Source organism: Paenibacillus sp. FSL P2-0136 (genome assembly GCF_037975325.1).
In the GTDB taxonomy this organism is placed as follows: Bacteria; Bacillota; Bacilli; order Paenibacillales; family Paenibacillaceae; genus Paenibacillus_AQ; species Paenibacillus_AQ silagei.
In genome coordinates, this window is the sequence record NZ_CP150244.1 from 1725288 (window position 1) to 1746192 (window position 20905).

Below are 20905 nucleotides of genomic sequence, written 5' to 3' on the forward strand. Positions count from 1 at the left end.
ATTGGACGACAAAATTTTGCATACGCTTGAATATCGCAAGATTTTAAATAAATTGATGCAGTATACGCAGACGCCGATGGGCCGGCTGACCGCCGAGCTCCTGAAGCCTTCCGGTGATTTCGAAGGGGTGAAGAAGCTCCTGCAGGCAACGGATGAGGCGGTAAATGTTGACCGGTTGAAGGGAATTCCTTCATTCGGCGGTGTAACCGATATCCGTCCTGCGCTGAAGCGTGCATCAATTGGCGGAATGCTGGGCACAGCAGAGCTACTTGCGGTAGGCAACACGATTGGCGGGGCACGCCGGGTGAAGCGGTTCATCCATGCCATGCATGACGATGAGAGCGTTCCTTCCCTCTTCGCACAGAGTGATCTGCTGTCGGAGCAGAAGCCTGTTGAGGATGCTATCCGCATGTGTATTGACGAGAATGCCGATGTAATGGATTCGGCGAGCACGGAGCTTGCCTCCCTCCGCCGCGAGCTGCGCGGGGGAGAGACGCGCATCCGTGAGAAGCTGGATTCGATGATCCGCTCGTCTTCGGTCTCGAAGATGCTCCAGGATCAGCTCGTGACGATCCGTGGTGACCGGTTCGTCATTCCGGTCAAGGCAGAGTACCGCGCCCACTTCGGCGGTATTGTGCACGATCAGTCGGGCTCCGGGGCAACGCTGTTCATCGAGCCGGAATCCATTGTAGCGATGAACAACAAGCTGCGGGAGACGCGGCTGCGCGAAGAACGTGAGATTGAGATCATTCTGCACCGGCTGACTGCGCTGGTCGGCGATATTGCCGAGGAGATGGCTTATGATATCGACATTCTCGGCGAGCTGGACTTCATCTTCGCCAAGGCACGTCTGGCACGCGACCTGAAGGCTACCCAGCCGCGGATGAATGACCGAGGATACCTGCGTCTGCGCAAGGGCCGCCATCCGCTAATTCCGGCCGAGCAGGTTGTGCCGCTGGATGTGGAGCTGGGCAATGATTACCGCTCCATCATCGTGACCGGCCCCAATACGGGCGGGAAGACGGTGACCTTGAAGACGATCGGCCTGCTCAGCCTGATGGCCATGTCGGGTCTCTTCATTCCGGCCGAGGAAGGCAGTCAGCTGTGTGTCTTTGATGCGATCTACGCCGACATCGGCGATGAGCAGAGCATTGAGCAGAGCCTCAGTACCTTCTCCAGCCATATGACGAATATTATATCCATTTTGAAGCGGATGACACCGAAGAGTCTGATTCTGCTCGATGAGGTCGGTGCAGGAACCGATCCGGCCGAAGGCTCCGCACTGGCGATAGCGATTCTGGAGAATATTCACCGGACGGAATCCCGGATGGTTGCCACTACACATTACAGTGAATTGAAGGCATACGCTTATGAACGGGCAGGCGTTATTAATGCCAGCATGGAATTCGATGTGCAGAGCCTGAGTCCTACTTACCGGCTGCTGGTCGGTGTACCTGGACGAAGCAATGCGTTCGCTATTGCTGAACGCCTCGGGATGCCAAATGCAATCCTTGAGCATGCGCGCGGTGAAGTGAAGGAAGAAGATATGCGTGTTGAGCATATGATTGCATCCCTTGAGGAGAACCGCCTTACCGCAGAGAACGAACGCATACGGGCGGAAGAGATTCGCCGTGAAGCGGAGGAGTTCCGGAAGCGGCAGCAGCAGGAGCTGGAGAAGCTGGAGGGCTCACGCGACAAACGCCTTGAGAAGGCAGAGAAGGATGCCAGCGAGCTTCTGGCCAAGGCGCGCAAGGAAGCCGAAGAGATTATCAGTGACCTCCGCCGCCTGGCGCTGGAGGAAGGCGCATCCGTCAAGGAGCATAAGCTGATTGAAGCGCGCCGCCGGCTGGATGAAGCAGAGCCTGCACCACGCAAGAAGGCTGTGCCGCGCAGCACGGTCAAGGCGCCGCGTAAGATTCAGCCAGGGGATGAAGTGAAGGTAGCGAATGTGAATCAGAAGGGCCTTGTGGTTGAGCTGAGTGGTACCAAGGAAGCGGTGGTACAATTCGGCATCATGAAGATGAAGGTCAATCTGAGTGATCTGGAATTCCTGGCCTCCGCCCCGGATGCTCCTCCGCCGGCTCTGCGCAGGGCCACAACGGTCAAGCGTACACGCGATGAGAATATCCGTAATGAGCTTGATCTGCGCGGTGCGAACCTGGAGGAAGCCATTATGGAGACCGACCGCTTCATCGACGAAGCTTTTCTCGGCAATCTGGGGCAGATCTCCATTATCCACGGCAAGGGGACGGGGGTCCTGCGGACAGGAATACAGGAATACCTCCGCAAGCACAAGCATGTCAAAAGCTATCGGCTCGGGAACTACAATGAAGGCGGCGCGGGTGTGACGGTAGCTGAACTGGAGTAGCGCCCATAGTCCGGCAGGGAAGAGGGAAAAGTGTGCAGGATAATATTGATCTTTTGCTGGAACATCCGCTGGGGGCGCTGCTAGGCTACTTCACTGTCGCCATATTGGGGCTGGTCGTATTCCTGTCCTTCTTCGAAATGGTGACGAAATACAACTGCTGGGAAGAGATCCGCAAGGGGAATGTGGCCGTAGCCATGGCAACCGGAGGCAAAATCTTCGGAATCTGCAACATCTTACGCTTCAGCATTGAAGCGGGGGCATCCATCTATGAGACGATGAAATGGTCGGTTGTAGGCTTTTTGCTGCTGCTGCTGGCTTACTTCCTGTTCGAGTTTTTTACTCCGGTCTTTTCAATTGATGAAGAGATTGCCGCAGATAACCGGGCCGTAGGACTGACAGCCATGCTGCTCTCCATATCCTTGTCCTATGTTATCGGCGCGGCCATATTCTGAATTAGGGGGCAGGGAGATGAAGCTGCTGATTCGGGTTCTGTTTTTTTCAGCCCTGGCTTTTATAGCGGCCGGCATTATATATTTAACGGTGAATTGAACCGAATGTGAGTAAGCGAAGGAGATTATACAGATGGAGACAACAGTTTGCCCATGGTGCCATACCGAGATTGTATGGGATGAGGAGTTTGGCCCCGAGGATACCTGTCCTCATTGCAATAACGAGCTTAGCGGCTACCGCACAGTAACGATAGGTGCAGAGGATCTGGAGGATGAAGAGCCGGATACGCAGGAAGCTTCCGGGGAGGAAGAGATCAGCGACGATAATTTGTGGGATGACGACGACAAGGATAGCGTGGTGCCTGTATGGGGTACGCTGGGTCAGTTCGGTGACGACTATGATCTGAAGCGTTATGAGGACAAGGTCACAGGCTTGCTGGCTGCCCAGCTGGAAGCTCCGGAATGTCCGCAATGTCATGAGCTGATGCTTCATTCCGGTACGCAGCAGGTGGACGGGTTCACCCCGGCAACGCCGGAAGCGCTAGGCGGCGCAGCCGTGCTGAAGGCTCCTTTTGCGCTGAATCTGTACGTCTGTCCTTCCTGCTTCCATGTGCAGCACAGCCTGGCGCAGGAAGACCGCATCCAGCTTGTCCGCAATCTCAGTACCTCAGCCGAATAAAGATCGGATTCATGCTTTCCCTGCTGTCTGGACATGTTAGTAATAGATGATGTGTCTTAGGACGAGCAGGGAGGGCTAAGCATGAGAGGTTCAGAACGGGGACAGGCGGCGCTGCTGCTGGCTGTAGGCGGGCTATACCTTCTGGCTACAGTGCTTGCAGGAACGTTCCTCAACGTATATCTGTGGAAAAGCCGGCAGAACTTCGCCATGATCGGCTGGTTCACCGTGGCCCAGCAGCTTGCCGTGGGTCTCAGCTTTTGGCTGGGCGGCAAGTGGGTGAAAGAACATAACAAAATGAATGCCCTACGGCTGGGAATTGCCGTATCGGGCTTTTTTTATTTGCTGGTGCTGTGGCTGCGGGGCGACGCGATTCATTACATTTGGCCGCTGGGCGGGGTCCTCGGGCTATCCATCGGGCTGTACTGGCTGGCGTTCAATATTGTTTTCTTCGAGATTACCGATGCCAAGAACCGCGATTTCTATAACGGGTGGATGGGCCTGCTCGGTTCCCTGACGGGAATAGCCGGACCCTGGGTGTCCGGCTGGATGATCTCCCGTTGGCAAGGCGGACAAGGCTACCGTATGGTATTCATACTGTCGCTATGTATCTATGGGTTGGCTGCTGTGCTCAGCTTCGGCCTGCGCAAACGGCCGCGCGGTGAAGCCTATCTCTGGCTGGAGCCCTGGCGCGAGCTTACCCGCAGGCGCAGTCCTTGGCGGCCAGTTGCGGCGGCGCTAGTATTTCAGGGCATCCGGGAAGGCGTATTCTCCTTCCTGATTGGTCTGCTCGTCTACATTGCAGCACAAGAGGAGAGCAAGCTGGGACAGTTCGCCCTGCTGACCTCCGCCGTCTCCCTGATCAGCTATTATGCGGCCGGCAGATGGTTCAAGCCCCGGGCCCGCCTCAGCGGTATGCTGGCAGGCAGCCTGCTGCTCATCGCCTTCCTTCTTCCGCTGCTATGGAAGGTGAACTTTACGACCCTCCTCATCATGGGGATCGGCACCTCACTCTGCCTGCCGCTCTACATGCTGCCGATGCTGTCCACCAGCTTCGACCTGATGGGCGTGTCCGAGGAGAGCGCCGGCAAACGCGTGGAGCTGGTAGTGCTCAGGGAGCTTAGCCTGATGAGCGGCCGCCTCCTCGGCCTGCTGATCTTCATCGCCGTGCTGTCCCTGGACCAGTCCCCGCGGACTCTAACTCTGCTCATGCTGGGATTGGGCGTTGCGCCGATTGGGAGTTGGGTGGTGGTGCGGGGGTTGCTGAATTTAAATACGCAAAAGCATTCATAACCCAGTGTCATATATCACCAGCCTCGCTTCCCGTTAGTGAATATCCTTCTCTACTGCTTTTGATAATAGTCTAAATTCATTCCTACTAAACTCAATCAAGCCGTCCCGCTTCATCCATGCCAGCTCTCTGGACAAGGCGCTGCGGTCTACGTCCAGATACTCGGCCATGGCTTCCCGATCAAAGGGAATCGTAAAAGTCTCGGTTCCAGCATCACGCATAACTCTTGTTAAATAAGTTAAAACCTTATCCCGAATAGTCGGCATAATCAGACAATCATTCCGGTCATGCAGTTCTAACGCCCGCTCAGCAATACTATCGAAAAGATTACCAAGTAATTGTTCGTGTGCCATACATAACTTTGTGCATGGGCTCAATATGTTTTGGATAGGAATAAACAGAACCTCAAGCGGTTCTATGGCCTGTACTGACATCGGGCATCTTCTTCCACGGCTGGCAGCTGTGAGAACAGCGGTATATCCACCCGGGTAATGGAGGGATACAATAATTTGTTTTCCTTTGACGTTCAATTTTGTACTTTGAGCGGTGCCCTGCAATATGATGCCGACATCATCAACGAAATCGCCCTCCCGTACCACCATCTCATCTTTTGCATATTCTTTGCGTGTGGCTGACAGACATTCAAGCATTTGGGGAATATCATTTGGAGAAATCCCTGAAAATAAACGTGATTGACAGAGGGACTCTAAGTTAATCTGAGAGGCTTTGCGTTGCATGTGCAACATCCTTTTTATTTTTACTATACTATATTAATCGTACATACACACGAAGTTTAGCTACCTTGTCTAACGTCAGAACGGAGGAAGAGCAATGCAAACGAAAGAAGATTCAATCAAAGCGAGAAACCGGCTGTTAGCCACCAAGGTTATGAAAAATCTGAAAAACAGAAAATTTGAAGCTTATTACTGTGACAACGCCATAGAAGCTGCGGAAAAGGCGCTATCCTTAATTCCGGAACAGTCTTCGGTATCTTGGGGCGGGTCGGTCACGCTTGAGGAAATCGGGCTTCTTGACAGGGTATGCCAAGGCAACTATGCAGTCATTGATCGTGATACAGCGCAGACGATGGAGGAACGTTATGACCTCATGCGCCAATCTCTTTTATGTGATACCTATTTAACGAGCTTCAACGCGGTTAGTGAAGATGGGATATTGGTCAATATCGACAGTGTGGGCAATCGGGCGGCAGCGATTACTTTTGGACCGAGAAGTGTGGTTGCTGTCGTGGGGATGAATAAGGTGTGCAAGACCGCTGAAGATGCAGTGATCAGAGCCAGAACCTATGCCGCTCCCATTAACGCAAACCGTCTTTCGAGTTCGTCCAGCCCATTTTTACATTCACCGCAAAAAACGCCCTGCCTAATCAATGGTGCTTGTGCAGATTGTAAATCAGAGGATTGTATCTGTTCTTACATCGTCGAAACAAGAATGTGTAAAACAGCGGGGAGAATAAAGGTTATCCTCGTTGGTGAATCTTTGGGGTTTTAATTTTTTTGGCACCGTTCGGGTAATTTCTCGAATTGGTGCCTTTTTGTTAGTTTTGATTCTTTGTCACAGCACACCTCCCTCCAAAATTCTCCGCCGCAATGTTATATTAGTTGTAGTTATATGTAGTTATAGTTGCACAAAAGACAAGGAGACCCCATGAACATTAAAGTACTAATCGTTGAAGATGACCCGATGGTGGCGAAGTTCAACCGGCATTATCTGGAGCAGGTTCCGGGCTTTGAGTATGCGGGCTGGGCGGCGACAGGGGATGAAGCGAGAACTATGCTGGAGGAGCAGCAGGTAGATCTGGTGCTGCTGGATATTTATATGCCTCGTGTCAGCGGGCTGCAGCTGCTCTCTGCTCTGCGGGAGCAGGGGAGCAAGGTGGACATCATTGTGATCTCCGCCGCCAGTGATAATGCGAGCATCCGCAAGGCACTGCAGAACGGGGCCGTGGATTATTTGATCAAGCCGTTTGAGTTTGCCCGGTTTCAGGCGGCACTGTCGGCGTATCGTGAAGATTATAAGCTGATGCACAAGGAGCATCTAAGCCAGGAGCAGCTGGATAAGCTGCTGCGGCATTCGCTCGGGACGGAAGAGGAGAAGTACGCTGCCCTGCCGCTGCCCAAAGGGCTTGCCGAAGGCACACTGGAGAGCATCTGGAGCACAATTAACCGGCTGGAGAGCCCGGTGTTCTCCACGGAGGATATCAGCAGTCATGCGCCCATCTCGCGGATCTCGGTCCGCAAATATCTGGCTTTTCTAACGGAGGCAGGTATTCTGGAAATGGAGCTTAGCTACGGGGCGGTAGGCAGGCCGGTGTATATGTATAAGGTGAGACCTGAAGGGCATGAACTTATCCGTAAATATCTATGAGCGTTCTCTTAAAATAAAACGGAGTCAAGGTGTCCCAAGGCTGCCCCAGGCGTTCCATGACTCCATATAGCCGTCACATTAGCTGTGAAGGTTATTAAGCTATGCCGTACATAAGCGTGCGCAGAATCAATCGAAGGCCTGCTGCAGAGCGAGCGGACTGAACTCGTTAATGATTTTATAGGCTACCAGGTGCGGGTTGTTCATGTCATTGTCGTAGATAATCATGTGATGCTTGCCCTTCAAAATAATGTCGAACCGCTGCTTCCGGTCGGCCTGGACGATGGTAATGTAATAGCTGTACTTGTTGTCTGTGCTCACATTGCGGGCGGATTTCATCAGGCGGACGCTGGAGAAATCATCGTAGATCCGCTTAATCGCTTCCGGCTCAGTAAGCACAATATCCTTCTGTTCACCGGGAACAGAAGATAGGCGGGTAATTTCCAGAGCGGCGATATCTTCCAGATGGATGGTTCGGGTAACTACTCTTTTGAATGAAGTATAGCGGCTCGCGGTGTAGCTCATCAGGGAGACACCGGCTGCTGCCAGAACAGCACCGGCCAGCCAATATTTTTCGCTTTTTTCCATAGTTTCTGTTCCTCCTAGTGATACGGTTGTATAAGCTCCAATTATAAATCTATAAACACATTCAAGCAAATTCACTACCTTTATTTACTTTATCATTTCTTTAATTACTAAATATTCTTGTCAGGGCTCCTTCAGGTTATGATGATTGTGAAAATATGCACAATAACAATTGGAGGAGAACTGAATGAACAGAAAGAGATGGGGAAGTCTGCTGGGCAAGGGGTTGCTGCTGGCAAGTCTGGTGGTATTGCCTGCATGTAACAGCACCAAAGGGGAGTCTACGGACATTGTTATTATCGGCGGCGGCGGCGCGGGAATGACTGCTGCCATTGAAGCGCATAATCAGGGAGCCAAAGTGATATTGATCGAAAAAATGCCTATGCTTGGAGGCAACACCGTCCGTGCGGAAGGCGGATTGAATGCGGCAGGAACACCTTATCAGGCAGCGGCTGGCATTACAGACAGTCCGGAGCTGCATTTCGAGGATACTATGAAGGGCGGCAAGAACCTGAACAACCCGGATCTGGTCAGAACACTTACGAACGGTGCGGCGGCTTCGGTGGAGTGGCTGAAGGAGAATGGAGCCGAGCTGTCTGAAGTGGGACGCGCAGGCGGGGCAAGCGTGAACCGGATTCACCGTCCGGCAGGCGGGGAAGCGGCAGGGAATTTCATCGTAGTCGCGCTGAAGAAGAAGCTGGAGGAGTACAAGATTGATGTGCGCCTGCGGACGACTGCCGATGAGATCGTCAAGAACGAGGACGGCGTGGTTACCGGAGTGAAGGTGACGGATAAGGATGGCAAGCAGTACACGATTAGTGCGAATTCCGTTATCCTGGCGGCTGGCGGTTTTGGAGCTAACATGGACATGATCAAGGGGTATCAGCCGAAGCTGGAAGGGTTCTCTACCACTAACCACCCGGGCGCAACCGGAGATGGTACAACGATGGCAGAGAAGATTGGTGCCAAGCTTGTAGACATGAAGGAGATTCAGATTCATCCGACCACCATTCCTAATCAAGGCGTGCTGATCACGGAAGGGGTACGCGGAGACGGTGCGATTCTGGTCAATAGCGAAGGCAAGCGATTCACGAATGAACTGCTGACCCGCGATGTCGTGTCCCAGAATATTCTGGCCCAATCCGGTAAAGTAGCTTACCTGATCTTCAATGATGAGCTGCGTGCGAACCTGAAGGCAACTGAGGTTTACTTTGGAATGGATTTGGTCAAAGAAGCGGCAACACCTGAAGAATTGGCGGCACAGATTGGTGTAGATGGCAAAGCGCTTGCGGATACACTGAAAACGTATAATGGCTTCGTTGCTTCCGGCAAGGATACAGAGTTTGAACGGCCGGATCTTAAGCTGTCTTTTGAAAAGGGTAAATATTATGCAATTCAGGTAACACCGGGAATCCACCATACCATGGGCGGAGTAGCAATTAACACCCAGGCTCAGGTGCTGGATACCAAGGATCAGGTCATTGCCGGGCTGTATGCTGCGGGCGAAGTAACCGGCGGAGTACACGGCGCGAACCGTCTGGGCGGTAATGCACTGGCAGACATCACTACCTTCGGGCGGATCGCAGCGGATGAAGCTGTGAAGGCACTTAAGAAATAGGAACTTTCAGAAGGAGGAATTATTCATGCACAAGTGGACAAAAACCTTGCTGTTCTCTGCCCTCGCGGCTGCAACAGTACTAACAGCTGGATGCTCATCATCTTCCGGCAAGTATGTGGACGGGACATATGATGGAACAGGCAAAGGGGTTAAGAGTGATATTAAAGTGGCGGTAGAGATCAAAGATGAGAAGATCGACGCCATCACCGTACAGGAGCATAAGGAGACGCAGGCGATGATCGATGCGGCTGTAGAGAATACGATTCCTGAAATTATTGAAAAGCAAACCACAGAAGGCGTAGACGCCCTCTCCGGGGCTTCCGGCTCCAGCGGCGGAATTATTGAAGCGGTGACCCAGGCGCTGGAACAGGCCAAGAAGCAGTAAGCTATCATCTATTTGTCTATACAAGAGTTGTGAAAAGTTCATTCCAGCAAGCCCAGCCCTCCTGTCTCCGGCAGAACGGCTGGGCTTGCTGCATAGTTCCATCCCCAGAAACAATCACTCTGGAGTAGCTTTACAAATTCTAGTTCAAATAATATAGTTCGAATGGTATAGGAATATGGGACATGAAGGGAGGTCTTCGCACCAGTGGCCAGGAAAAAAAGCTACAGTCTGCGCACAATGATTGCCGTCATGGTGTCTGCCGTTGTCCTGCTGGTACTGCTGATTTTATATTTTATTTTCCGGAATCAGATTATTCCGCAGACCCGGCAGGCGCTGGAGGATAAGGCGATTACGATTGCCCGTACCATCGCCCTGATTCCGCTGGTCTCTGAGGGACTCAGTGAGGGCAACAGCAAGGAGATTCAGGACTACACCTCAAGGATCGCCCGCCGCAATGATATTATGTTCGTGGTCGTGACAGATATGAAGGGAATCCGCTATTCTCATCCGGATGCTTCGCTGGTCGGTCTGCCCTTTGCGGGAGGCGGCCAGGAGATATCGCTGCGCGGAGGGGAGAGCATCTCCGAAGGGGCCGGTCCGCTCGGCAGATCCCTGCGCGGCTTCGTGCCGGTCTATAACAACCGGGGGCATCAGGTGGGTGTGGTCATTGCCGGTCTGTCCCTGGAGCGGGTCGAGCGGCTGGTCCTGATGAATGAGTGGACGATTATTGCGATTCTGGTCTCGGGAGCCTTGCTGGGAGCGGGAGGAGCATTCATTCTGGCGGCCCGGATCAAGCGGATGGTGTTCGGGATGGAGCCGGAGGACATCTCCAAGCTGCTCCAGGAACGCAGTGCGATGCTGGAATCCACGCGTGAGGGAATTATTGCCGTAGATCAGGAGGCGCGGATTACCATCCTTAATATGGAAGCACAGCGGCTTCTGCGGGCAGCGGGGATTGGCGGGAGCGCCATGAACCGGCAGATTGCCGAGTATTGGCCGGAGCTGGGTCTTGAGCAGGTATTGGCTGAGGGAGAGGGGATACAGGACCGGGAGCTGGAGCTGGGAGACAGCTCTCTTTTGGTGAACAGCCTGCCAGTCCGGGTGAATGGGAACATCGTTGGCGCGATTGCTACCTTCCGGGATGAAACCGAATTGGCTGTGCTGGCAGAGAAGCTGTCGGGAGTCTCGGTCTATGCAGAAGCGCTGCGCTCCGGTGCCCATGAGTTCATGAACAAGCTGCATGTCATTATGGGCATGACGCATATGGGTCTGTATGATGAGCTGCAGCAATATATTCTGGGAACGGTAAGCAATTACCAGAAGGAGATCGGGTCGATCACAAGACAGATCAAGGACCCGGTGCTGGCCGGATTTCTGCTGGGGAAGCTGAGCCGGGCACGCGAAGCGGGGATGGAGCTGCTGCTGACCGGAGACAGCTATCTGCCGGAGCCGGCTGATCCGCAGGTGATTCATGAGCTGATTACGATTGCCGGCAATCTGCTGGATAATGCTCTGGAGGCGCTGGGGGAGCTCTGTGAGCAACCCGTGAAGCGGGTGGAGCTTGCTTTTCAATATGAAGAAGGGCGGCTGCTATGCGAGGTTAGCGACAACGGTCCGGGAATTCCGGCGGGTCTGGGGGATAAGATCTTCGTTCAGGGCTACTCCTCCAAGGGTGAACAGCGGGGAATCGGCCTATATCTGGTGAAGAAAAGTGTAGACAAACTGGGGGGTCATCTTGAGCTTGCCGCCGGCTGCGGGCCGGGAGCACATTTTATCGTGGATGTGCCTTATGAGGTGAAGGAGGAGGAGGGTGTGTGAACATTTAAGGTCCGCATACCCGCTTACTTTAGTTACAAAACTCTTTAATAATTTACGGAAGGTTCCACAAACCGCTTCTTTGGCGCTATGATAATTGTGAAAATATGCACAAGGGGGCACAACTCACATGAATAAGAGATTAACAGCGGCGCTTATCCTCATTCTCTCCGTGATGCTGGTCATTGCAGGCTGCGGAAACAACAATGCGGGCAGCAGCAAGAATGAGAGCAAGGAAGCGGGCAGCGCGGCTACAGAGCCGGTAGCAACCACTGCACCTACTGAGAAGCCGGAGGCCGTGTCGGGAGCATCCGAAGCGAGCTATACTCCATATGATCAGTTAAAGGATAAATATGATATCGTCATCGTCGGCGCGGGCGGTGCTGGAATGTCTGCTGCGCTGGAAGCCAAAGCGGCCGGCATGAACCCGGTCATCTTAGAGAAAATGCCGGTAGCCGGCGGCAATACAACCAAATCCTCCTCAGGGATGAATGCTTCGCAGACCAAGTTCCAGAAGGAGCAGGGCATCGAAGACAGCAACGAACTGTTCTATGAAGAGACCCTTAAGGGCGGACATGATACGAACAATAAGGAGCTGCTGCACTTCTTCGTGGATCAATCCGCAGGTGCCATTGACTGGCTCGATTCCATCGGAATCCGCCTGAACAATATTACAATTACCGGCGGTATGAAGGAGAAGCGTACCCATCGTCCGGAGGACGGCTCGGCCGTGGGACAATATCTTGTAGCAGGACTTGTCCGCAATGTTCAGGAGCAGGGAATTCCGCTGTTCGTCAATGCGGATGTGAAGGAGCTTACGGTACAGGATGGTAAGGTGAACGGCGTGAAGGTGCTGTTCAACCAGGCTGATGACAAAACGATCAGCGCAGCAGCAGTTATCGTAACCACCGGGGGCTTCGGTGCCAACAAGGAACTGATTGCCAAGGTTCGCCCGGATCTGCAAGGACTGGTAACGACCAACCAGATTGGCAGCACCGGCGACGGCATTGCCATGATTGAGAAGGTCGGCGGAACTACCGTGGACCTGGATCAGATTCAGGTTCACCCGACTGTACAGCAGGAGAAATCCTACCTGATCGGTGAAGCGGTCCGGGGAGAAGGGGCTATTCTTGTATCTGCTGAGGGCAAGCGCTTCGGCAATGAGATGGATACCCGTGACAAGGTGACGGCTTCAATTAATACACTTCCTGAGAAATCCGCTTATCTCGTGTTCGACGCCGGAGTGAAATCCCGTGTAAAGGCGGTAGATCAATACATCAAGATGGGTGTAGTCAAGACCGCAGATACCATCGAGGCACTGGCGGATCAGATGAAGGTTCCAGCCGCTGCACTTAAGACCACCGTGGAAACATGGAACAGTGCGGTGAAAAGTAAGTCGGATGCCGAGTTCGGCAGAACAACCGGTATGGATAATGATCTGTCCGGTGCTCCGTATTATGCGATTCAGATCGGCCCTGGAATTCACTATACGATGGGCGGAGTGGTGATCAACACCAACACTGAGGTCTTGAACAAAGACGGCAAGGCGATTACGGGCCTGTTCGCGGCAGGAGAAGTGGTCGGCGGGCTGCACGGTGAGAACCGCATCGGCGGTAACTCGGTAGCCGAGATTATTATCTTCGGACGTCAGGCAGGGATTAAGTCGGCTGAATTTGTAAAAGCGCAATAAGCTATTATTCTATATTGTTCTCATGTAAAAGGGATGCTCCGCAGCCATCAGGCTATGCGGGCATCCCTTTCTGTGTTGCAGCTCTAAGGCTGTATCGCCGGGGAGGGCGCAGGCTTGGCCGACCGGGTCAGCGAGAACAGCTCCAGCTCCGGACGGCTTTTGCCGGCCAGCGTATCGGCAAGCAGCTCGGCGGCAATCATGCTGTAGACCGTGCCGTTTCCGCCATAGCCTTCAATGAAGTAGCAATGCGGAAATTCCGGGTGCGGCCCCATATAAGGCAGTCCGTCACGGGTGGAGCCGAAGACCGCTCCCCAGGAATATTCGGCCTTGATTCCTTGAAGTTCCGGGAACAGGGCCGTAAGCTCCTCGACCAGACGCTCACACTGGGAGAGGACCCTTACCTCACGCCGCTCCACGCTGGTAAGCTGCTCATCCTTGCCGCCGGCGATAATCCGGCCTTCAGGAGTAGTCCGGAAATACAGATAAGGCCGGGCCGTTTCCCAGAGCAGGCTCTGCTCATGCCATTTTGGAAGATGCGGCAGAGGCTCGGTCATAATAGCATAGGTGTTGATCAGCTCTGCTCCCCGGTCCTTCTTCATCTCCTGGGTCTCGTACCCCATAGCAAAGACGACTTTCTTTGCAACAATCCGCCCCTGTCTGGTATGACAGATTACGCCGTCTGGATTGTACTCATAATGAAGGGCTTCGGTATGCTCATAGACCCTTACCCCGCCGGAGTGCGCTTTATGAATCAGGCTGTGTACGGTGCGCAGCGGATTGGTTTCCGCATCTCCTTTGGAATACAGCGCACCTGGTTTGGAGAAGGCGTAATGGGCGCGGATCTTCTCCGCCTCCCAGAACTCCGAATCGAAGCCGTGCTTGATCAGATTCTCATTCTCCTGCTTCAGCATATCCACATCTTCCGGGACGCTGGCATAGAGCAGACTGGTGCGTTCGATGATCTGCGGATCGATGTCCAGCTTCCCGGGCAGGGCAAGAATCGCACGCATGGCCTGCTGGCACAGCTTGTAGAACAACACGCCATTCTCTTCCCCGAAAGTATTCATGCAAGCTGTCAGCGACTTGTCATTGGCGATCTGCAGCAGTCCCGTATTGGCGTGGGAGCTTCCGGTACCGATCGTTCTTTTATCGATAAGAACGGTATCTGCTCCACTGAGGGACATGCGGTAAGACATCATCGCTCCGCCCATCCCGCCGCCTACAATGAGACAGTCGCAGGTTATATCTTCCTCAAGCACCGGATATACCGGAGGCTCAGGCAGTGTGTGTTCCCAGGGCAGTTGCCCGCTGACGAGTTTCATAGATCTGTTCGCTCCTTTATGTCATTCAGAGTAGTATTATTTGCACTATTGAAGAGTCTCATGCGTCAAGACCCTAAGGATTATTCATTAAGTGTGAGCTTGCTGAATGTACCTTCCGGCACATAAACAGCCTTCCCCGGAAGCATACTAAGGAACGCTTGAACAACCAGAAGGAGGGACTACCGAACATGCAATCTAACCAAATGCAGGCACTAAGCGGAAAAGAATTGGAGTATATCGCCGATTCCATTTCCAATGAGGATTTGCTGATTAAGCAGCTCGCGGCTACAGCCGGAACCACTCAGAACTCTGCCGTGCAGGGGATCTGCATCCAGCAGATTCAGAGTCATACCCATCACATGGATATGCTGGTCCAGCTGCTCCATCAGCATCAGCAGTACGCACCATCACAGCCGCAATAACAGGCAGAACCCACAAACTTTGAAGGAGGTTTTACCGTGTACGCACAGAATGGAACGCCGTTTATGGCGGATGAAGATTTACTCTACACGATTTTGGCCGATTTGAAGCGGACAGTCCGCGAGTACACCACAGCAGCTACAGAATCGAATTGTCCCGCCGTCAGACGGGTATTCAATGATTTGACCATGGATACCCTCAGAATTCAGGGAGAACTGTATATGCAGATGTCGCAAATGAACATGTACACCGTTCCGGGCAAAGCGCTGCGCCAGGATGTGGACAAGCAGATTCAGAGTGCCCAGCAGACCCAGCAGAAGCTGCAGCAGTTCGTGCGTGAGAAAACAGGCGGGGCAGGAGCTTATAACCAGAACTCGAATGTTTCGCAGCATCAGCCGAACGTCCAGCAGCATCATAACGGTTCCTATTATATGTAACCCTGGCGATGGCCCTGTGAAGCATTAGAGCGCTTACCCGGCCATGCAGGAGAAAATATAAAGGGAATAAGTCAAATAGCCCCGCCTCGGCGGGGTTATTTTGTTTGCAGAACGGTACTTTTCATGTCATATTAATACTAAACTCTTTTTTGCAGGAGGCCCTGAGAATGAATGAATTGAAGAGGAAAGTGCTGGAACTGCTCAAGGAGGACGCGCGAAGCTCAACGGCATTAATGGCGACCCTGCTTGGTGCGGAGGAAGAAGATGTGAAGACCGTGATCGCTGAAATGGAGCAGGATCATGTCATTGTGAAATACGCGACGGTGGTCAATTGGGACAAAGTCGATGATGAACGGGTGACGGCGCTGATCGAGGTGCAGATTACCCCGGAACGGGGCCGCGGCTTCGAGGGCATTGCCGAACGGATCTATCTGTATCCGCAGGTTAAATCCGTCTATCTGATGTCCGGCGCTTACGATCTGCTGGTGGAAGTGGAAGGGCGCAATCTGCGCGAGGTCGCTAATTTTGTGTCTGAGAAGCTGTCACCGATTGATGCTGTGCTCTCTACCAAGACGAACTTTACGCTCAAAAAATACAAACAGGACGGTATCATCTTTGAAGAGCATGAGGAAGACAACCGTCTGATGATATCTCCGTGAAGGATGTAATGTCATGATCATTAATAACGCTCAGCACACAGGAGATAAAGGCAAGTCGATGAACTCTTATTTGGCCCCGCTGGTCCAGCAGATTCAGCCTTCGGGCATCCGCAAGTTTTTTGATCTGGCGGCAGGCAGCAAGGATATTATCTCGCTCGGTGTCGGCGAGCCGGACTTCAAGACGCCCTGGCATGTGAGAGAGGCCTGCGTCTATTCGCTCGAACGAGGCTTCACCGGTTACACCTCCAATGCCGGAATGCCCGAGCTCCGCGAGGGGATTGCCGAGTATCTGGAGACCCGCTTCGCCGTGAAGTATGATCCGGCGAACCAGATTATCGCCACAGTCGGCGGCAGCGAGGCCATTGATTTGGCTCTGCGTGCCCTTATCTCTCCAGGAGACGAGATTCTGATACCCGAGCCCTGTTACATCTCTTATTCTCCGATTACGGCTATCGGCGGCGGTATTCCGGTAGGCATTGAGACCTTCGGGAAGAATAACTTCAAGCTGACTGCCGAGGATCTGGAGGCCAAGATTACCCCGCGCTCGAAGATTCTGATTCTCTGCTATCCAAGCAATCCGACGGGTGCCATCATGAGCCGTGAAGATTGGGAGCCGATTGCCAAGGTGGTAGAGAAGCATGATCTTATCGTCATCTCGGATGAGATATATGCCGAGCTTACGTATGGAAGCAACCATGTCAGCTTCGCTTCGCTGCCGGGGATGCTTGACCGGACGATCCTGGTCAGCGGGTTCTCCAAGGCCTTCGCCATGACCGGCTGGCGGATGGGCTATGCCTGCGGTCACCCGGACCTGATCTCAGCCATGCTGAAGATTCACCAGTATACCGTCATGTGTGCGCCTTCGATGGGTCAGGTGGCTGCGCTGGAGGCCCTTACCAACGGAATGGAAGAGAAGGACCGCATGACAGACTCTTATAACCAGCGCCGCCGATTGATTGTCAAGGGGCTGCGGGAGGCGGGACTTGAGTGTCATGAGCCGCAGGGTGCCTTCTATGCATTCCCTAGTATCCAGGCCACCGGCCTGACCTCCGACCAGTTCGCCCAGCGTCTGCTGCTTGAATATAAGGTCGCCGCCGTTCCGGGAAGTGTCTTCGGTCTGGGCGGAGAAGGCTATCTGCGCTGCTCCTATGCCACCTCGGTGTCCCAGTTGAATGAAGCGGTTGAGCGAATTGGGGCATTTGTCTCACAGCTGGCCCGGGAAGGGGCCTGACAAGGCTCGACAAAGAAGTAAATAGAACTATAGCCGATCACCTTCTGATATGGTATTATTTTACTCTAAGGACAAGAAACACCTGTAATACACTTACATGGACCTCTTATTCCGGGAATAAAGGCGCTTCATATCTGGTTGCATAGAACCACACAGTTCTTATCTGGATGACGCGCAATACTTTTATCAGGAAGGGTGATTGTGCTGAGCGCAGATTATTACTTATCCTCCTTTGGCGGGAAATGTGGCTCCGGAAGCGGGCGACCTCCTGCCAGAGAAGATGCGAATGCACGCAGGCTCTCGCTGGAAGATGAAATTCAGATGCTCCGCAGCAGAATGGAACAGCTCTTTATGCAGGAGAAGTCCTTTACCTCGGATAATGTAATAGCAATCAGCAGCTTGCTGGATCTCAAGATTAATGAGTATATGAGAGGCCGCCACCGCAAGAGCAATTAATACGGCACGATTATATCAAGCGGATGTCTTCCTTTGGGAGATGTCCGTTTTTTTTGAATAATGAAGTACCGGAAGGTGGAGTATGAAAATGATCAAGGTATTTAAAAGCGAGGCCGGCAAAGAGCAGGTTCTAAGGTCCTATAACAAACTTCTTGACGCGTGGGGGACGGAATTCCAGGAGCTTGATGTGGAGACCCCTTATGGGACAACTCATTGTATAACAGCGGGAGAGCCGGAGTCACCGCCCTTGCTCCTATTACACGGGGTAGGCGATAATTCGGCCGTGATGTGGCTGCTGAATATGAAGGAGTTGTCCCGGCATTTCCGCTGCATTGCGATAGATACGCTGGGAGGACCGGGGAAGAGTGTTCCAGGTGAGCTGTTCCATAAACGGACCTTTGACCAGGTGGATTGGATTAACAAGGTCGCAGATGGGCTGAAGCTTGACCAATTCTGTGTGGCAGGAGTGTCAAACGGAGCATATATGGCCTTCAATTACATGGTGAACGGGCCGGGAAGAGCGCTGAAGGCTGTCTGTATGGAGGGAGGAATAATCATTTCTCCAATTAAAAGCATGATACATACGCTGATGATGATGTTCCCGGAGATTCTTGTTCCTACGCGCAGCAATCTGCTCAAGGCAGCCCGCAAGCTCAGCTCCCCGGCCTCAGGCCTGTTCGACAAGCATCCCGAAGTCGGGGAGCATCTGGTGCTGTTAATGCAGAATCATAACCAGCAGGCGATGTTCGCCCATAAGCTTCAGCCCTACGAACAAGAGAAAGCGGTTACGTTCCAAGATCAGCTATACTTCCTGCTGGGAGATTATAAGCTGAAGCAGAAGCGGGAGTTCACCAGAACACTGGACGCTGGCGGGTTCCGCTATACGGTCATCCCGGACGCCGGTCACGGCGTGAATCATGAGCAGCCGGAGCGGGTCAACCGCGAGCTGGTGGCTTTTTTGAAGGGGAGGAAGGGGAGCGAATCTATATAAATAACCCCCTGCGCCAGTCCAAAGGGACCTATCAGGGGGTTATACATGCATGTTAGTTAACCTTGAACGTGGCCACTGCCTGCTGTAGCCCATCGGCCATTTTCGCCAGCTCGGTAGAGGCTGCGGCTACCTCCTCCATGGAGGCGAGCTGCTCCTCGGAGGCTGCGGCAGCGCTCTGGGAACGCTCTGCCGCCTGCCTGGCCACTTCTGCCATCTCCGCCACCGAGGAGGTTAGTTCCTCGGTTCCGGCCAGCAGCTGCTCGGAGGAAGCAGACATCTCATGAACCTGGGTGTTAATCTCGCCGATGCCGCCGAGAATATCCGTGAACAGACGCCCGGCCTCGCCTACCATCCGCGAGCCTTCCTGAACGGCACCGGCATTCGCCAGCACCGCATCGGATGCAGCACGGTTGCCCTGCTGGATCTCAAGAATCAGGGTGCTGATATGCCCGGCGGCTTCGGCTGTCTGCTCGGACAGCTTCTTCACCTCACCGGCAACCACGGAGAAGCCCCGCCCGTATTCGCCCGCTCTGGCAGCCTCAATCGCCGCGTTTAAGGCCAGCATGCCGGTCTGATCGCTGATGCCTTTGATCAGACCAATGATGTTGCCGATCTGCTGGGATTGTGCGCTAAGAGAGGTAATCATGCTGGAAGCCTCTGCGGCGGTCCGTTCCATCTCTTCCATCCGGTCCACCGCCTCCGTAATGATGGAATGCCCGTTCTGCGCCTGGCCTGCCGCCCGCCCAGCCGCTGCTGCGGTGTCCATTGAGGCCTCCGCGATCCGCTGCACACCGGCGGCCATCTCCTCCATCGCTCTTGCAGACTCGCGGGTGGACTGCATCTGCTGATCCGCTCCGGCTGAGAGATCCTGAATATTCTCCACAATGGCCTCTGTGGTGTGATTGGTCTGGTTGGCGCTAGACATTAATTCCTCCGAGGTCGAGGCGACTTGCAGCGAGTGATCGGCAATGGTCCCCAGGAGTCTGCTCAGATTGGTAATCATCTGGTTCAAATGCCCGGCCATATTGCCGAATTCATCCTCACTGTCTACCTCCAGCTTCCCGGTGAAGTCTCCGGCAGCCATCTGCCGGGACATCTCATTGACCCGAGTCAGCTTACGGGTAATATAGCGGCTGTATAGATATACGGCTGCTACCGTCAGGATAAGACCTGCAAAGCTAACCAGCAGAATAGACCTTAGCAGCCCTTTAAGCGGCGCATACAGTTCCTGTTCCGGCATGGCAAGACCCACGGTCCAGCCGGTATCCGGCAGCTTTTCATAATACATCTGGATGGTCCCGCCGGAATCGGCATAGGTTACCATCCCCTGATTCTGCTGAAGCATTTCTGCTCCCGCTGCGGACAGACTTGCGCTTTTTTCATCTGTTATTTTCAGCTGCATATTCTTCTCGGCATCCGGTCCGGCAATGTAATTCCCCTGCTTGTCCAGCAGGAACGCCCAGCCTGTATTCCCCACCTTGGTCTGTTCGATCCTGCTCTGCAGCGTCTTGAGATCGATATCGCCGGCCATGACACCCAGCAAGGTATTCGTGGTATCCCGGAAAGGAACAGTAAACGTAGCCATCGTTGTCCCTGTAATCGTGTCGTAGAATGGATCTGTAAACGCTGCATGGTCTCTGCCGATAGTGTACCAGTTCTGCCCGTGATAATTATAATCGGGGTCATTGTACTGCTCGGTTGTCACAATTTTGTCGCCGTCTCGGTGGGCATAGGTGGAGAAGTACTTCAGCTTGCTGTCATACCGTCCGGGTTCAAAATAAATACCCACACCATATGTATCCGGATTAGCCTTCAGCGCACTAGACAGCATCGTCCGGTATTGATCCAGTGTGAATTCCGCAGCGTGACTCTCCAGCGTCCTTGCCAGAACCTCGGGAACCTTGCTGTGGACATTTAAGTTCGCATTAATTTCGTTAGAAATATCCGATATCTGCACATTCATTTTTTGCTTAACCTCGCGCTGGATAATGCTTTTGGAATACATGTACGACAACAGAGCGACCAGCACCAGCGTGATCAGAAAGATGGGCAGGATGAATGCAAATGTTCTCATACGTATGCTTTTGAACCGGAGCCTGGAAATTGCCTTGTGAACAACATTAGCCATGT

At 53.2% G+C, this 20905-nt stretch carries 20 protein-coding genes; 16 read left to right on the forward strand and 4 right to left on the reverse strand.

The window, feature by feature from the left end; genetic code table 11:
• Position 1: 1 nt before the first annotated feature.
• The 4 genes from NYE26_RS07135 (at position 2) to NYE26_RS07150 (ending at position 4786) form a co-directional block, all read left to right on the forward strand.
• A complete protein-coding gene (locus NYE26_RS07135) occupies positions 2 to 2368 on the forward strand; it encodes an endonuclease MutS2 (protein WP_339254927.1) in 2367 nt (788 codons plus the stop codon).
• 32 nt (positions 2369 to 2400) lie between these two features.
• Complete coding sequence (locus NYE26_RS07140; RefSeq protein WP_036696710.1) at positions 2401 to 2820, forward strand: DUF350 domain-containing protein; 420 nt, start codon at positions 2401 to 2403, stop codon at positions 2818 to 2820.
• A 130-nt stretch (positions 2821 to 2950) separates the two neighbouring features.
• Positions 2951 to 3496: a hypothetical protein gene (locus NYE26_RS07145; protein WP_339254929.1), complete on the forward strand. Its 546-nt coding sequence runs from the start codon at positions 2951 to 2953 to the stop codon at positions 3494 to 3496.
• 81 nt (positions 3497 to 3577) lie between these two features.
• Complete coding sequence (locus NYE26_RS07150; protein ID WP_339254931.1) at positions 3578 to 4786, forward strand: MFS transporter; 1209 nt, start codon at positions 3578 to 3580, stop codon at positions 4784 to 4786.
• 33 nt (positions 4787 to 4819) lie between these two features.
• Here the strand turns inward: NYE26_RS07150 and NYE26_RS07155 are convergent, their stop codons facing one another.
• Positions 4820 to 5521, reverse strand: a complete 702-nt coding sequence (locus tag NYE26_RS07155; protein WP_339254933.1) for a Crp/Fnr family transcriptional regulator — start codon at positions 5519 to 5521, stop codon at positions 4820 to 4822.
• A gap of 94 nt (positions 5522 to 5615) precedes the next feature.
• On the opposite strand from NYE26_RS07155, the gene NYE26_RS07160 reads away from it, so the two are divergent.
• Both NYE26_RS07160 and NYE26_RS07165 read left to right on the forward strand, forming a co-directional pair.
• Entirely contained in the window at positions 5616 to 6293 is a 678-nt protein-coding gene (locus NYE26_RS07160; RefSeq protein ID WP_339254935.1) for a lactate utilization protein, read from the forward strand.
• 156 nt (positions 6294 to 6449) lie between these two features.
• Complete coding sequence (locus NYE26_RS07165) at positions 6450 to 7169, forward strand: response regulator (protein WP_209878365.1); 720 nt, start codon at positions 6450 to 6452, stop codon at positions 7167 to 7169.
• A gap of 126 nt (positions 7170 to 7295) precedes the next feature.
• Here NYE26_RS07165 and NYE26_RS07170 read toward each other — a convergent pair whose 3' ends face one another.
• Positions 7296 to 7754 (reverse strand): hypothetical protein, encoded by a 459-nt coding sequence (locus NYE26_RS07170; protein WP_339254937.1) that lies wholly within the window; start codon positions 7752 to 7754, stop codon positions 7296 to 7298.
• Positions 7755 to 7938: 184 nt separating this feature from the next.
• On the opposite strand from NYE26_RS07170, the gene NYE26_RS07175 reads away from it, so the two are divergent.
• The 4 genes from NYE26_RS07175 (at position 7939) to NYE26_RS07190 (ending at position 13259) form a co-directional block, all read left to right on the forward strand.
• Entirely contained in the window at positions 7939 to 9369 is a 1431-nt protein-coding gene (locus tag NYE26_RS07175; protein ID WP_339254939.1) for a flavocytochrome c, read from the forward strand.
• 25 nt (positions 9370 to 9394) lie between these two features.
• A complete protein-coding gene (locus NYE26_RS07180) occupies positions 9395 to 9754 on the forward strand; it encodes an FMN-binding protein (RefSeq protein ID WP_036722498.1) in 360 nt (119 codons plus the stop codon).
• Between the two features lie 204 nt (positions 9755 to 9958).
• Positions 9959 to 11572 carry a DcuS/MalK family sensor histidine kinase gene (dcuS, locus tag NYE26_RS07185; protein WP_209878361.1) on the forward strand — a complete coding sequence of 538 codons (1614 nt, stop codon included), beginning with the start codon at positions 9959 to 9961 and terminating at the stop codon, positions 11570 to 11572.
• Positions 11573 to 11699: 127 nt separating this feature from the next.
• The gene (locus tag NYE26_RS07190; protein WP_339254943.1) at positions 11700 to 13259 is read left to right on the forward strand and encodes a flavocytochrome c; all 1560 of its coding nucleotides are present in this window, start codon (positions 11700 to 11702) and stop codon (positions 13257 to 13259) included.
• A gap of 83 nt (positions 13260 to 13342) precedes the next feature.
• Here NYE26_RS07190 and NYE26_RS07195 read toward each other — a convergent pair whose 3' ends face one another.
• Complete coding sequence (locus NYE26_RS07195; RefSeq protein WP_339254945.1) at positions 13343 to 14581, reverse strand: FAD-dependent oxidoreductase; 1239 nt, start codon at positions 14579 to 14581, stop codon at positions 13343 to 13345.
• A gap of 188 nt (positions 14582 to 14769) precedes the next feature.
• Here NYE26_RS07195 and NYE26_RS07200 point away from each other — a divergent pair, with 188 nt between their 5' ends.
• The 6 genes from NYE26_RS07200 to NYE26_RS07225 all read left to right on the forward strand — a co-directional run bounded on the left by NYE26_RS07200 (position 14770) and on the right by NYE26_RS07225 (position 18775).
• Positions 14770 to 15003 (forward strand): hypothetical protein, encoded by a 234-nt coding sequence (locus NYE26_RS07200; protein ID WP_036696741.1) that lies wholly within the window; start codon positions 14770 to 14772, stop codon positions 15001 to 15003.
• 36 nt (positions 15004 to 15039) lie between these two features.
• On the forward strand, positions 15040 to 15438 hold the full coding sequence (locus NYE26_RS07205) for a spore coat protein (RefSeq protein ID WP_339254949.1): 399 nt from the start codon (positions 15040 to 15042) through the stop codon (positions 15436 to 15438).
• A 167-nt stretch (positions 15439 to 15605) separates the two neighbouring features.
• The gene (locus tag NYE26_RS07210; RefSeq protein WP_036696743.1) at positions 15606 to 16097 is read left to right on the forward strand and encodes an Lrp/AsnC family transcriptional regulator; all 492 of its coding nucleotides are present in this window, start codon (positions 15606 to 15608) and stop codon (positions 16095 to 16097) included.
• 13 nt (positions 16098 to 16110) lie between these two features.
• Positions 16111 to 17328, forward strand: a complete 1218-nt coding sequence (locus tag NYE26_RS07215; RefSeq protein WP_036696744.1) for an aminotransferase class I/II-fold pyridoxal phosphate-dependent enzyme — start codon at positions 16111 to 16113, stop codon at positions 17326 to 17328.
• Between the two features lie 201 nt (positions 17329 to 17529).
• On the forward strand, positions 17530 to 17784 hold the full coding sequence (locus NYE26_RS07220; RefSeq protein ID WP_051477788.1) for an aspartyl-phosphate phosphatase Spo0E family protein: 255 nt from the start codon (positions 17530 to 17532) through the stop codon (positions 17782 to 17784).
• 88 nt (positions 17785 to 17872) lie between these two features.
• Positions 17873 to 18775, forward strand: coding sequence for an alpha/beta hydrolase (locus NYE26_RS07225; RefSeq protein WP_339254953.1), 903 nt, complete (start codon positions 17873 to 17875; stop codon positions 18773 to 18775).
• Positions 18776 to 18827: 52 nt separating this feature from the next.
• On the opposite strand, the gene NYE26_RS07230 is transcribed toward NYE26_RS07225, so the two are convergent.
• A complete protein-coding gene (locus NYE26_RS07230; protein ID WP_339254955.1) occupies positions 18828 to 20849 on the reverse strand; it encodes a methyl-accepting chemotaxis protein in 2022 nt (673 codons plus the stop codon).
• Between the last annotated feature and the right edge of the window lie 56 nt (positions 20850 to 20905).

Excerpts from the sequence above, each read along its gene's own strand:
- NYE26_RS07145 (WP_339254929.1), top strand. The coding sequence starts at position 2,951 with ATGGAGACAACAGTTTGCCCATGGTGCCATACCGAGATTGTATGGGAT.
- NYE26_RS07150 (WP_339254931.1), top strand. The coding sequence starts at position 3,578 with ATGAGAGGTTCAGAACGGGGACAGGCGGCGCTGCTGCTGGCTGTAGGC.
- NYE26_RS07155 (WP_339254933.1), bottom strand. The coding sequence starts at position 5,521 with ATGCAACGCAAAGCCTCTCAGATTAACTTAGAGTCCCTCTGTCAATCA.
- NYE26_RS07160 (WP_339254935.1), top strand. The coding sequence starts at position 5,616 with ATGCAAACGAAAGAAGATTCAATCAAAGCGAGAAACCGGCTGTTAGCC.
- NYE26_RS07165 (WP_209878365.1), top strand. The coding sequence starts at position 6,450 with ATGAACATTAAAGTACTAATCGTTGAAGATGACCCGATGGTGGCGAAG.
- NYE26_RS07170 (WP_339254937.1), bottom strand. The coding sequence starts at position 7,754 with ATGGAAAAAAGCGAAAAATATTGGCTGGCCGGTGCTGTTCTGGCAGCA.
- NYE26_RS07175 (WP_339254939.1), top strand. The coding sequence starts at position 7,939 with ATGAACAGAAAGAGATGGGGAAGTCTGCTGGGCAAGGGGTTGCTGCTG.
- NYE26_RS07180 (WP_036722498.1), top strand. The coding sequence starts at position 9,395 with ATGCACAAGTGGACAAAAACCTTGCTGTTCTCTGCCCTCGCGGCTGCA.
- NYE26_RS07190 (WP_339254943.1), top strand. The coding sequence starts at position 11,700 with ATGAATAAGAGATTAACAGCGGCGCTTATCCTCATTCTCTCCGTGATG.
- NYE26_RS07195 (WP_339254945.1), bottom strand. The coding sequence starts at position 14,581 with ATGAAACTCGTCAGCGGGCAACTGCCCTGGGAACACACACTGCCTGAG.
- NYE26_RS07200 (WP_036696741.1), top strand. The coding sequence starts at position 14,770 with ATGCAATCTAACCAAATGCAGGCACTAAGCGGAAAAGAATTGGAGTAT.
- NYE26_RS07210 (WP_036696743.1), top strand. The coding sequence starts at position 15,606 with ATGAATGAATTGAAGAGGAAAGTGCTGGAACTGCTCAAGGAGGACGCG.
- NYE26_RS07215 (WP_036696744.1), top strand. The coding sequence starts at position 16,111 with ATGATCATTAATAACGCTCAGCACACAGGAGATAAAGGCAAGTCGATG.
- NYE26_RS07225 (WP_339254953.1), top strand. The coding sequence starts at position 17,873 with ATGATCAAGGTATTTAAAAGCGAGGCCGGCAAAGAGCAGGTTCTAAGG.
- NYE26_RS07230 (WP_339254955.1), bottom strand. The coding sequence starts at position 20,849 with ATGAGAACATTTGCATTCATCCTGCCCATCTTTCTGATCACGCTGGTG.